This window comes from Thiobacter sp. AK1 (assembly GCF_039822265.1).
GTDB classification, from domain to species: Bacteria; Pseudomonadota; Gammaproteobacteria; order Burkholderiales; family Thiobacteraceae; genus Thiobacter; species Thiobacter aerophilum.
Window position 1 is genome coordinate 155871 of record NZ_JBAJEX010000001.1, and the last position, 12254, is coordinate 168124.

Below are 12254 nucleotides of genomic sequence, written 5' to 3' on the forward strand. Positions count from 1 at the left end.
GCACCGGGCACCGAACTCACCGGCCGGATCGTCCGCGCCCAAGGAGAAGCAGCATGAGCGACACGCCCCAGTCCGTCCCCCTCGCCCGCGCCCAGCTCGAAGGCGCGCTCGACGTCATGGCGGAACTGCACGAGGACCTGACCCTGCGCCGCGACGAGGCCCAGAACGAAGCGGCGCGGGAAGCCTACGACGAGGTGCTGACGCTGCTGGAAGCGCGCCAGACCGAATACCGCCGGCGCCGCGATGCGCTGCCGCCGCCCTCGCCCCGCCACGCCTCCTACGTCTTTCTGCTGGACCCGCAGGGGCAGGTGCACCCGCTACCCCATGGCCTGTACGTGGCCCTGGTGCGCGGCGCGGCCAGCGCGCCGGAGTTCGCCGGCCAGACCCTGCGTCTGGCCGAATGGTATGTGCGGCTGAAAGGCACCGAGCCGGACAGCGTGGTCAACGAACACTACGGCTTCCTCGCCTTCGACCGCGAAGGCCGGGTCGACTGGGACGCGACGCCCCGCGACGACCAAGCGGCGCTGCCCACGCCCGCGGAACGCGAACGGCTGCGCGCGCGCCTGTTCGCCGCGGGCCCGGATTCACCCAGCCCCTGAGGACATGCAGCGATGGAACACGGCTTTCACCCGTTTCATGAATTGTTCGAGCAACTGGGTCTGCCCAGCGATTCGGACTCCATTCAGCAGTTCATCGCCCATCACGCGCCCCTGCCCCACGAAATCGCCCTAGCCGATGCGCCCTTCTGGACGCCTGCCCAAGCGGCCTTTTTGCGCGAAGCCATCGAGGCCGACAGCGACTGGGCAGAAGTGGTAGATGAACTCAATGCGGCCCTGCGTGAACATCCCGCCTAACGGGGCTTGAACCCAGATCATCCATTAGACCCCCCCGTGCCCAAAGAACTGCCCTACATACGATCTTCATCAGTGATCCTTCAACATGCCACCCGCGCCTGCGCGGGTGCGGGCGGCTTCGTCCCGCGTCCTAACGTATTGCGCTTTACGAAAGTCGTTGACAGGCTGCGTAAGTCAAACGTCATTCCCGCGAAAGCGGGAACCCAGAGAACGTCATTCCCGCGAAAGCGGGAATCCAGAGTATTTTGGCCATTTTCCTGGGTCAGCGCTTTCGCGGGGAGGACACAACAAAGATGTAACCTACTCAATAATGCACAATATGGGTTGAAAATCCGCGCTGCGCCCCTATTTTTGGATTTGCATTTCTTTCAATCCACTCGTCAAGAAAGGTCCCACCATGGCAACCGAAGAACTCACTGCCCAGGAAAAGCTCGTCGCCGACATGAAAGCCGTGATCAGTGACGCGGAGGAAGTGCTGAAAGCCACCGCCGATCAAACCGGGGAGAAGATCGCCTCGTTGCGTGCGCGAGTGCAGGAGCGCCTGCAGGCCGCGCGCGCGCGTCTGGCCGCAGCTGAAGCGGTGCTGGTCGAAAAGACCAAGGCGGCAGCCCGAGCCACCGACGCCTACGTGCATGAGAACCCTTGGAAGGCGGTCGGCATCGCTGCCGGCATTGGCTTCCTCGTGGGTTTCATCCTCGGCCGCCGTTGATCGCCCATGTCGGAACCCACTGGAGGTGAAGGACTGTTCGCCTCCCTGAAAGCCCTGGCGGCCACCCTGGTCGCCATGGGCAAAACCCGCATCGAGCTCCTCTCCACGGAAATCGCCGTGGAAAAGGCGCGCCTGCTGCGCCAGTTGGTACTGGTCCAGCTGTTCCTCTTCTTCTTGATGCTGGCCATCGTGTTCGGGGCATGGCTCGTGGTGGCATCGTTCGAGGCCCATCGCATCGCCATCCTCGCGGCTCTCAGCATCGCCTTTCTTTTGGCCGCCGCTGTCTGTGTTTGGCTTCTCGTGCAGAGTAGGCGAAATGCCACTTTGCCGCTCGCCGACAGCTTGGCCGAACTGGAAGAGGATCTCGCGCACCTGAAGGCTGCCAGCCGCCATGATCGCGCGCAAGGAAGCTGAACTCTTGGCCCGCCGCGCCGTGCTGCGGGAACGCATCCGCACACAGCGGCAGCTCCTGGCCCAGGCCGCGCATCCTCTGGCCCAGGCGTGTGCGCGTGTGGATCGAATGCACGCCCTGAGCAGCGCGGTTTTCGGCCAGGTACGGCTGTTCGCCACCCGCCATCCCGCCTGGATCGCGGCGGCCCTTGCGGTACTGATCGCGTTGCGCCCCCGTCGCCTGTGGCGCTGGGGTGGCCGGCTGTTCTGGCTGTGGCAGGCGCTTCGTCCCATCCGTATATGGCTGGGCCCACTCCTGGCCCAAGGCCATGCTCGCAATTCTTCTGTTCCATAACCAAAGGGCGAGCGGCCGGCACGGTTTGGTGATCGGTTCAACCACGCCAGACGTTCGCCATGAGAACCCCCATCGTGCTTGCCGCTGTCATCTCGACCTCCATGGGTCCTGGCATCACCCGAGCCCAAGGTTTTCAGATCGCTTCAGTCACAACACCCGGGCTGGACCTCGATGATGCCGGGCGGAACATCAAAAAAGGCTTTCCACCAAGCCCCAGGAAGCGTGCGAGTCGATCCAGGCAGGCCACCGAGGCGCGTGCCTATTGAACGGTATGGGAGTCGGTGAGACTTGCGTCTTCCCTGCGAAAGTGGGGATCCAGGAAAATGGCCTGGACTGTGCTGAATTCCCCCTTACGCCGCAATGACAGACCACTGGCGGAGCCTGTCACCGACTTCTGTTGCCCTCTATAGGAGAAAAGCGTCACCCTCAGCATCCGCGCTACGATGCCTGCGGCCGCGTGAGGGTTGGGATCTGCTTACCACGACGCCGCGGGCTGCGCGATAATCGTGGTTTTCGTTTAGGCGTCCGCCCGCAGGAGCGGGCGGCGTTTTTTGTGTGTCCAGGAGCGAATAAAACATGAACGTCCCAGCTTCCGCACCCGGCGGTTTCCGGCGCGTGGTGCGTCACTTCGCGCCGTCGTGGTTCGCCGCCGTCATGGGCACCGGCGTGGTGTCCATCACCAGCTTCCATTACGGGGAAACCTATCCCTTGCTACGCAGCGTCGGCACCTGGTTGCATGGTCTCAACCTGGTGCTTTTCGTACTCCTGTTCGTGCCTTGGACACTGCGTTGGCTCATGGAGCGACAGGCCGCAGTCGCCGCGCTGCGCCATCCCATCATGGGCCAGTTCTACGCCACTTTCGGCATCGCCCTCCTGGTGCTGGCGGGTGAGTGTCTGCTCTACGGGCATCCCTTGGCGCTCAGCGCCACCCTCTGGGGCCTGGGCGTGATCTTTAGCGTGCTGTTTAGCTTCGCGGCCTTCTGGCTGCAATTCCACGGGCAACAGATGGAGCTGGAACACGTCACGCCGGGTATGTTCATTCCGCCCGTGGGACTGGTCGTGGTGCCACTGGCTGGCCAGGCACTGCTGCCCCAGGTACCCGCGGGCTGGCGCGAACTCATCCTGGTCGCCAACGTCGCCAGTCTGGGCGCGGGGAGCTTCCTGTGGCTGGGGCTCATGGCGCTCACCGTGCACCGCTTCGTCCTGGCCAAACGCCTGCCAGGCATGCTGCTGCCCACGATCTGGATCAACCTGGGCCCCATCGGGGTCGTCTCTCTGGATCTGATCGCTCTTGCGCAAGGACTGCCACTTCCGGGTGCGCGCGAGACCTTGCCGGTACTGGCCTTGATGCTATGGGGCTTCGGACTGTGGTGGTTCGCCATGGCACTCTTGATCACCCTCGCTTACTGGCGACGGGGTGAGTTGCCCTTCTCCCTCGCCTGGTGGGCCTTCACCTTTCCCCTCGGTGCGTACGCCGCCGCCAGCCATCGCCTGGGTAGCTTGTTTGGGTTGGAAAGCGTATGGGCCATTGGCTTTGCGGCCTACCTGGTGCTGCTGGTGCTGTGGACGGCGGCTTTCCTGGGCAGCCTACGCGGTGTCGTCAGCGGCAAGCTCTTCCTCGATCCGCCCGCGCCCAGTCCCTCGGCGGCGCCTTGAGCGGCGCGCCGCGCTGGTCTGGTGAGCGGGTCTGATCCGACCTCCAGCCTCACAGCGGCGAAAGCCATGCAACGGCTGCGACAAAGAGTCCCCACACCTTGCCAGGGAAGGCACGGCGCGGCTGGCCGCGCGTTCTTTCCGAGGCCCTTAGCAAGCTTATGTTCCTGCTCCTGATTGCTGCGGGCAGCCCCTATCTGGCGTTGGGCAAGCTGCGGGCAGGCTGGCTTTTGTTGGGCTTTGCTACTCACCCTGGGTCTCACCGTGTACCAGCAAGAGCGCAGCGAGCATGCCATCGCCACCCTGCCCCGCGAGCCTTGTCCATGCTGGGTCGAAGCCGGTTAGGGAGGGCGTGATGACGACGTTGCCGGTGACAGCGGAAGCCCTCAACCGCGGCTGCGGCTGCCGTACCCTCGATACCGCGAGACTGCGCCACCAGTTGGAAGCCGATCCCGCGCTGGCGGGACTCTATGAGACGATCCAAGCAAGTCGGCCCCACCTTTTCTCTTCCACGGCGGTGTTCATTTCCGCGCCGCACGCACACGTCATCGAGCAAGTGGTGCGCACGGTGGAGGCGGTGGTGGCGCACCCCAGTTATCGTGAAGCCGTGCTGGCGCGTGCGCCCGCCATCGCTCGCCACGACTTTGGTCCACGGGGTGTGTTTCTCGGGTTCGATTTCCATTTGGGGCCGGCCGGCCCGCAATTGATCGAGATCAACACCAATGCCGGCGGCGCCCTGCTCAATGCCGTGCTGGCACGCGCCCAGGCGGCCTGCTGCCGGGAGATGGAATGGGTGTTCAGGCCACCGGCCGATCTCGATCACATCGAGGCACGTTTCCTCGCCATGTTTCGCGAGGAGTGGCGGCGCCAGCGTGGCACCGGTGAGCCGCAGACGGTGGCCATCGTGGACGATGCGCCCAACCAGCAATATCTCCACCCGGAATTCGTGCTGTTCGAGCGTCTGTTTCACCGCCACGGCTGGCAGGCGTTCATCCTGGATGCGGCAGCGCTCAGTTTCGATGGAACTCGGCTTGCCCATGGCAGCACGACCATCGATCTGGTTTACAACCGGCTCACGGATTTCTACTTCGAGGCTTCCACACATGCGTCCCTGCATGCGGCCTATCGAGCGGGCGCGGCAGTCGTGACGCCCCATCCCCACGCCCACGCTCTCTACGCGGACAAACGCAATCTCGTTTGGCTATCGGACGCGGCCTGGCTCACAGCGTCTGGATTGCCGCCGGAATCGGTGGCGATTCTGACGGGCCACGTGCCGCGCACGGTCGAGGTGGATGCAACGAATGCGGACGCGCTGTGGGCGACCCGCCGAGAATGGTTCTTCAAACCCGCCACCGGTTATGGTAGCAAGGCGGCCTATCGCGGCGACAAGCTCACGCGCCGGGTGTGGCAGGAAATCGTCACCGGCGGCTACGTGGCCCAGGCGATCGCGCTGCCCAGTGCCCGGCTTGCGCCGGTGGAAGAAGGCACGGCCGAGCTCAAGCTTGATGTCCGTGCCTATGCCTATGGCGGGGAGGTGCAATTGCTGGCCGCCCGGCTCTACCGCGGACAGACCACCAACTTCCGCACGCCGGGCGGCGGCTTCGCGCCGGTATTCGTGGTGCCCGCGTCCTGAACCCGCTCAGCCGACGGCGCGTTTCGCCTCGGGCTGGACTGGCTCTTGTACCAGGGCGCGATAGAAGTTGGGTAGGGCAAACAGCCCGTAATGCACGTCGGCGTTGTAGTAGGAAAGCGCTGGCAAGGCCGCGGCGCGCTTCTCCACCACCGCGCGCGGGACGGCGGTGGGGTTGAGCCGGTCTGACGCCAGGGCGAAGCCCCAGTAGGCGCCATACAGCGGCACGTAAAGGCCGAAACAGTGCACCTGGGGAAATACGTGACGCAGTCCCCGCACAATGGTGCGCACCTGCTCGGCCTCGAACACGGGGGTGCCCACGTGGAGCACCACCGCGGCTCCTGGATTCATCACCCGCCGCAGATTCTCGAAGAATGCTTCCGTATAAAGTAGTCCAGCGGGCGTTTCGGGATCGGTGAGATCAAGCAGCACCAGATCGAAGCGGTCGCTGGTGTCCCGCACATAGGCAAAGCCGTCGCCGATGCGCAGGGAAAGCCTTGGATCGTCGAACACGCCGCGATGAATCGCGCCCAGATGCGCTTTTGCCACTTGCACCACTTCGGCATCCAGCTCCGCCAGCACCACCTGCTGCACGCTGGAATGCTTGAGCACTTCTTCCGCCGCGCCGCCATCGCCGCCACCGATGATCAGCACGCGCTCGGGCTTGCCATGGGCCACCGCAGCGGGATGCACCAAGGCCTCGTGATAGAAGTATTCCTCGCCTTCCGAGGTCATGAAATGACCATCGATACGCAGGGCACGACCAAAAGCCGGCGTGTCCAACACTTCGATGGTCTGATGGGGACTGCGCTTGACGAGCAACCGCTCGCGGCTGCGAAAGCCATAGACGGCATCGCCTGCGGCGTTGAGGGGTTCGAGGATGATTTCATCCGGTGGACGCCGGTCGCCGCCGCGTTCCAGATGGTGGATCTCGCTCTTGCCGGGCTCGAAGGCCGCGACGATTTCCCGCAGCAGGGCCTCCGCCTTGCCAGAATTGTCGGTGGTGAAGTTGCACACGTACACGTCCAGCGTGACGGCACGCTTCTCCGGCCAGGTATGCACAGCCAGATGTGATTCGGCGAGCAGCAGCATGCCGGTCACGCCACCCGGCTGGCCGTCGTAGGGTGGGAAGGCATACCACTTTTCATCCACGAGCGTGAGGCCCGCGGCGAGGGTGTGGTTGCGACACAGGTCGGCAAGCTGTTTGGCGTCGGTCATCAGACCGTCGGCACACCGGCAGTCATACAGATCAGCCGTCAGATGAAGCCCTTGCATGGCTCAATCCCCCATCCAATCGGTTGCACCACCAGACCGAAGCGGCCTGGACGAAAAGCCGCTGATTATAACAGCGACCCCCTCACGAACAAAGGGTCATAGGCAACGAAATGGGGACGACCGACGGAAATTCCAGACTCAGCCCGCTTCCAAATAGAGTTCGTGGCTGTCCTGGTCGTAGGCGAACAGGTCGGCGAAGCGGCCCCAGCCGATGGCAACGTCGAGCTGACTATCGGCCTCCTCGCCGAATTCCGGCAGCAGGCGTTCCAGGAAATAGTCGCGGTCCACGCGCTGGTTGTCGTCCTGCTGCAAAATTTCGTAAATCCAGCGGATGAGGGGCACACGCAACAGGCGCCCGGCGATGATTTCCTTACGCACCGGGATGCTCGCTTCGGCGTATTCATGACCCAAGGGCGTGAGAATGATATCGCCCGTCTCTACGCGAGCGAGGCCCAGGCGTTCCGCGGCCTCCAAAAGCGGCGCCAGGGCCGTGAAGTCGGGGCCGACCAATTGCGCGAGACGGGGCAGGTCGGCGCGGCCGTTCTCGGCGGCGATCTTTTCCACCAAACCACCCAGGGCATCCAGATGCGCCGCGGGCAGGCGTCTGAGCGCGCCGCCGGTTCCAGGCGCAGGCCCCTGCACCTCCGATTCGCTGCCGGTGCGACCCGTGACGGCTGCATAAACGCGATCCACCAGAGCTTGGAAGGCCGTGTCTTTACGGCTTCGCGGATGGCGCAGGGGCACGGCGATTTCCGCCAGCACCCGCCCCGGATCCTTGGCCATCACCACGATGCGATCGGCGAGCTCAACCGCCTCCTCGATGTTATGGGTGACCATCAGAATCGCCTGGGTCGGCATGGAGCGGGCCAGCCACAATTCCAGCAGCTCGCCGCGCAGGGCTTCCGCCGAGAGCACATCGAGCGCCGAGAAGGGCTCGTCCAGACACAAAAGCTCCGGCTCCACCGCGAGCGCCCGGGCAAAGCCCACCTTCTGCCGCATGCCGCCCGACAGCTCGCGTGGATAGGCGGACTCGAAGCCGGACAACCCCACCAGATCCACCAGTTCCTGGGCACGCGCTTCCCGCCGCGCCTTTTCCACTCGGCGTGCGGCGAGCGCCACTTCGACGTTTTCCAAGACGGTGAGCCAGGGAAACAGGGCGAAGGTCTGAAAGACGATGGCGGTATGGGGATTCACCCCGCGCAGACGTTCGCCGCGGTAACGCACCTCGCCGTGCGTCGCGGCCGTGAGACCTGCGATGATGCGCAGCAAAGTGGATTTACCGCACCCGGACGGCCCCACCAGGCAGACCAGCTCACCCGGCTCGATGACGAGACTTACATCACGCAGCGCATGGAAATGACCGAAAGTCTTGGCCACGCGATGCAGGGTGACGAGAGGATTGGATGCCATGATTCATTCCAGACGGTAACGTGCCTCTGCCAGTCGATACAGGCGCAGCCAGAATAGCCGGTTAGCCAGCACCACCGCGAGCACCATGACCAGGGTCGCCGCCGCCAGCAAGGGGAAATCACCCTGTTCCGTGGCGCGGGCGATCACCGCGCCGATGCCCACGGTGGCGTGAGTGGTGCCGGCGAATTCCACGTATTCGGCCACAATGCTGGCATTCCAGGCACCGCCCACGGCGGTGATCGCGCCGGTGACGGTGAAGGGAAACAAGGCCGGCAGATAGAGGATACGCCAGCGGGCCAAGCCGGTGAGCCCCAGGAGTTCCGTGGTGTCGCGCAGCTCGCGCGGAATGGCGGACGCACCGGCAATCACGTTGAACAAGAGATACCACTGACTGCCCAGCAACATGAGCAGCACGGCGGAGACATCCAAGCCGCCCGGCAGATGCAGAAAGGCCAGCAGCACGATGGGAAACAGCGCGGTGGCTGGCACTGATGCAGCGATTTGCGCCAACGGCTGCAACACCGCCGCCAGCCGCGGGCGCGTGCCAATGGCTACACCCAGGGGCAAGGTCCACGACAAGGCGATCACCAATGCCGCAGTCACGCGCAGAAACGTAGCGATGAGTCCCAGGCCGATGTCTATCCAGGCGCTCGCAGAAAGCGCGGTCAACAGTTCCAAAAGACGCAGCAGGCCGTAGGCCAGGCCGATACCGAAAAGGAACCAGACTAGCCGCTGCCACCAGTGGCGTCGCCTCGCTCTCCCTTCGAGGCGAATGGGCGCGCGGGGATCCTGCCAGCGTCGGTCGAGCCGCTCTACGAGCGGCGCCCAAACGCCCTCGATAAAACGGGAGACCAGCACCGAATGGGACAGCGCGTCGTACACCCAGGAGGTGGCGGGGGCCGCACCCTCCACGGTTTCCAGCTTGAAACGCTCGGCCCAGGCGAGGAGCGGCCGCCATACGAGCTGATCCAGCGCGACGATCAGCCCGATCAAGGTTAGCACCCCAAGGATCAGGGCGTGCATGTCGCCCACATGGGCCGCCGTCTGGAGGTAGCTGCCCAACCCGGGCAGACGGTAATCGCGGCTCCCGACGGTGAACATTTCCGCGGCCATCAGGAAGAACCAGCCCCCCGCCCAGCTCATGATGCTGTTCCAGATGAGGCCCAGCGCAGCGAATGGTAGCTCCACGTGCTTGAAACGAAACCAGCGGCCGAAGCGGAATACCGCCGCCGCTTCCATGAGCTCCCGCGGCACGGTGCGCGCGGACTGATACATGCTGAAGGCGAGATGCCAGGCTTGGGAAGTGAAGATGAGCACGATGGAGGCAAGCTCCACCGCCACCCCCGTGGGCAAGACGACTGTGAGAGACAAGAGCACCACCGGCAAGAAAGACAGGATGGGCACGCTCTGCAAGACATCGAGCAGGGGGAGAAGCACCCGTTCCGCGCGCCGATTGTGGGCGGCGGAGAGGGCATAGCTCAGGGCAAAGGCCAGGGAAAGCGCGTAAGCCGCCAACATGCGTAGCAGCGACAGTGCCGCATACCAGGGCAGGGCCGAAGCCGAGAGGGAAATCTCCGGCCCCTTGACCACGGCAGGAGCGTGCAAGGCGAGCTGCGCGCCAAGCCAAATCGCTGCCGCGATGGCGGCTAGTACCAGACCATCGCCCCAGGTGAGAAGCGGCCGGGCGGGCAGCACGAGACCAAAATCGAAGCGGCGCATGGTGGGTGGGCACTGAAAACAGCGCATGTTACCCAGCTAGGCGGCGTCTCGCTACCGCATTCCAAGCTGGCGAGCACCTACTGCTTGACTCCGTACCGTGGTACTGGGTTTAGCCTGGGAACTTCGCAACTTCCGGAGTCTGCCATGTCCCCCAACCCCAAGCTGCCCCTGGTGGGAAGCGTCATCGCCGCCATCGCCGCCTCCCTGTGTTGCATCGGTCCCTTGGTGCTCGTGCTGCTGGGCGTGGGCGGTGCCTGGGTGGGCAACCTCGCCGCCCTGGAACCGTTCCGTCCCTTTTTCCTCGCCGCGGCCCTGATTGCCCTCTATCTCGCTTGGAAGAAGCTCTACCGCAGCCCGAAAGCCTGCACCCCAGGCAGCCTCTGCGCACATCCCGCCACCGACCGTCTTTACAAGGCGCTGTTCTGGCTGGTGGCCGTGCTGGTCGGGCTCGCCTTCGTCTTCCCCTATCTCGCCCCCTTGTTTTATTGATTGAGGAGTTCCGCCATGCTCAAAAAGTTCACGCTCGCCGTCATGCTTGCCTTCGGCCTTGCCGCTTCCGCCTTCGCCGCCGTGCGCACCGTGACCCTGTCGGTGCCCGGCATGTATTGCGCGGTCTGCCCCATCACGGTGAAGAAAGCATTGCAAAAAGTGCCAGGGGTCAGCCAGGTGGAGGTCTCCTTCGAGAAGAAGGAAGCCGTGGTGACCTTCGACGATACCAAGACCAGCGTCAAGGCGCTGGAGGATGCCACCTTCGAGGCCGGCTATGAATCAAAAGTGAAGGACGGCCCGCGATGAATGCCACCTGTCACTGTGAACTCGGTAAGGGGGCGGAACGCTCGCTGTCCATCGCCATCATCGGCAGTGGCTCCGCGGCCTTCGCCGCCGCCATCCGCGCCGCGGAGGAAGGCGCGGACGTGACGGTGATCGAGGCGTCCACCATCGGCGGCACCTGTGTGAACGTCGGCTGCGTGCCTTCCAAGATTCTCATCCGCGCCGCACACGTGGCGCACCTCGCCGCCCAGCACCCGTTTGCCGGCCTCACCCATCACGCGCCGACACTGGACCGCAAGGCCCTCACCGCGCAATTGCAGGGGCGGGTGGAAGAGCTGCGCCACGCCAAGTACGAAAGCATTCTGGAGACCAATCCCGGCATCAACCTCCTGCGCGGCTTCGCCTCCTTCGAAGATGCCAAAACCCTGGTCGTGCGCAAACCCGACGGCAAGGCGCAGCGCCTTGCGCCCGACCGCATCCTCATCGCCACCGGCCGCTCGCCGCAGGTACCGGATGTGCCGGGGCTTGCCGGCACGCCGTTCTGGACTTCGACCGAGGCCTTGGTCGCCGAGGAAACACCGGATCACCTGATCGTCTATGGCGGCTCGGTGGTGGCGCTGGAACTGGCCCAGGCCTATTCTCGCCTGGGGTCCCAAGTCACCCTCATCGCCCGCGGCAGCTTGCTGTCGAAGGAAGATCCGGCCTTGGGCGAAGGACTCCAGGCGGCGCTTGTGGAAGAAGGCATGCGCGTGCTGACGCACACCACGGTGACAGCCGTGCGTTTCGACGGCAAGGCGTTCGAGCTGGATACCAGCGCGGGCATCGTCAAGGGCGAAAAACTACTCATCGCCACCGGCCGCAAGCCCAACACCGCGGGGCTGGGACTCGACCGCGCCGGCGTGGCGGTGGACGCCAGCGGCGCCATCGTCGTGGACGACCATCTGCGCACCTCGGTGCCCCACATCTATGCGGCCGGCGACTGCACCAACGCACCGCAATTCGTGTACGTGGCCGCCGCCGCCGGCACCCGCGCCGCCATCAACATGACCGGGGGCGATGCGGCCCTGGACCTGTCCGTGCTGCCCGCCGTGGTGTTCACCGATCCTCAGGTGGCCACGGTGGGCCTGACCGAAGCGCAGGCGAACAAGCTGGGCATGGAAACCGACAGCCGCACCCTCACGCTGGACAACGTCCCGCGCGCGCTGGCGAATTTCGACACCCGCGGCTTCATCAAGCTGGTGGCGGACAAAGCGAGCGGTCGCCTGCTGGGCGCCCAGGTACTGGCAGCGGAAGCCGGCGAAATCATCCAAACCGCCGCGCTGGCGCTCCGCAATCGGATGACGGTCGCCGACCTGGCCGGGCAGCTCTTCCCCTATCTCACCATGGTAGAAGGCCTGAAGCTGTGCGCGCAGACGTTCACCAAGGACGTGAAGCAGCTTTCGTGCTGCGCGGGGTAGAACGACAGGGACGCCGCACGCCGGGGATCTC

General features: G+C 64.6%; 11 protein-coding genes and 1 pseudogene. 9 read left to right on the plus strand and 3 right to left on the minus strand.

What is annotated here, in order from left to right:
- Nucleotides 1-53: 53 nt before the first annotated feature.
- From V6E02_RS00820 to V6E02_RS00850, 7 genes are all read left to right on the plus strand, one after another.
- The gene (locus V6E02_RS00820) at nucleotides 54-599 is read left to right on the plus strand and encodes a hypothetical protein (RefSeq protein WP_347306203.1); all 546 of its coding nucleotides are present in this window, start codon (nucleotides 54-56) and stop codon (nucleotides 597-599) included.
- 12 nt (nucleotides 600-611) lie between these two features.
- Entirely contained in the window at nucleotides 612-854 is a 243-nt protein-coding gene (locus tag V6E02_RS00825; protein ID WP_347306205.1) for a DUF2789 domain-containing protein, read from the plus strand.
- A gap of 397 nt (nucleotides 855-1251) precedes the next feature.
- Entirely contained in the window at nucleotides 1252-1563 is a 312-nt protein-coding gene (locus tag V6E02_RS00830; protein ID WP_347306207.1) for an ElaB/YgaM/YqjD family protein, read from the plus strand.
- A gap of 6 nt (nucleotides 1564-1569) precedes the next feature.
- Nucleotides 1570-1977: a phage holin family protein gene (locus V6E02_RS00835; protein ID WP_347306209.1), complete on the plus strand. Its 408-nt coding sequence runs from the start codon at nucleotides 1570-1572 to the stop codon at nucleotides 1975-1977.
- Nucleotides 1955-2308 carry a YqjK family protein gene (locus V6E02_RS00840; protein WP_347306211.1) on the plus strand — a complete coding sequence of 118 codons (354 nt, stop codon included), beginning with the start codon at nucleotides 1955-1957 and terminating at the stop codon, nucleotides 2306-2308. Before V6E02_RS00835 ends, V6E02_RS00840 begins: the two co-directional genes overlap by 23 nt.
- A 576-nt stretch (nucleotides 2309-2884) precedes the next feature.
- The gene (locus tag V6E02_RS00845; RefSeq protein WP_347306213.1) at nucleotides 2885-3964 is read left to right on the plus strand and encodes a TDT family transporter; all 1080 of its coding nucleotides are present in this window, start codon (nucleotides 2885-2887) and stop codon (nucleotides 3962-3964) included.
- 352 nt (nucleotides 3965-4316) lie between these two features.
- Nucleotides 4317-5594, plus strand: a complete 1278-nt coding sequence (locus tag V6E02_RS00850; protein ID WP_347306215.1) for a hypothetical protein — start codon at nucleotides 4317-4319, stop codon at nucleotides 5592-5594.
- A 6-nt stretch (nucleotides 5595-5600) separates the two neighbouring features.
- Here V6E02_RS00850 and speE read toward each other — a convergent pair whose 3' ends face one another.
- The 3 genes from speE to V6E02_RS00865 form a co-directional block, all read right to left on the minus strand.
- Entirely contained in the window at nucleotides 5601-6866 is a 1266-nt protein-coding gene (gene speE / locus V6E02_RS00855) for a polyamine aminopropyltransferase (protein WP_347306217.1), read from the minus strand.
- Nucleotides 6867-7004: 138 nt separating this feature from the next.
- The gene (locus tag V6E02_RS00860) at nucleotides 7005-8276 is read right to left on the minus strand and encodes an ABC transporter ATP-binding protein (RefSeq protein WP_347306219.1); all 1272 of its coding nucleotides are present in this window, start codon (nucleotides 8274-8276) and stop codon (nucleotides 7005-7007) included.
- A gap of 3 nt (nucleotides 8277-8279) precedes the next feature.
- A complete protein-coding gene (locus V6E02_RS00865) occupies nucleotides 8280-9995 on the minus strand; it encodes an ABC transporter permease (protein WP_347306221.1) in 1716 nt (571 codons plus the stop codon).
- 144 nt (nucleotides 9996-10139) lie between these two features.
- On the opposite strand from V6E02_RS00865, the gene merT reads away from it, so the two are divergent.
- Nucleotides 10140-10484 (plus strand): mercuric ion transporter MerT, encoded by a 345-nt coding sequence (gene merT, locus V6E02_RS00870; RefSeq protein ID WP_347306223.1) that lies wholly within the window; start codon nucleotides 10140-10142, stop codon nucleotides 10482-10484.
- Nucleotides 10485-10526: 42 nt separating this feature from the next.
- Nucleotides 10527-12223 (plus strand): annotated as a pseudogene (gene merA / locus V6E02_RS00880) (mercury(II) reductase).
- Nucleotides 12224-12254 lie beyond the last annotated feature (31 nt).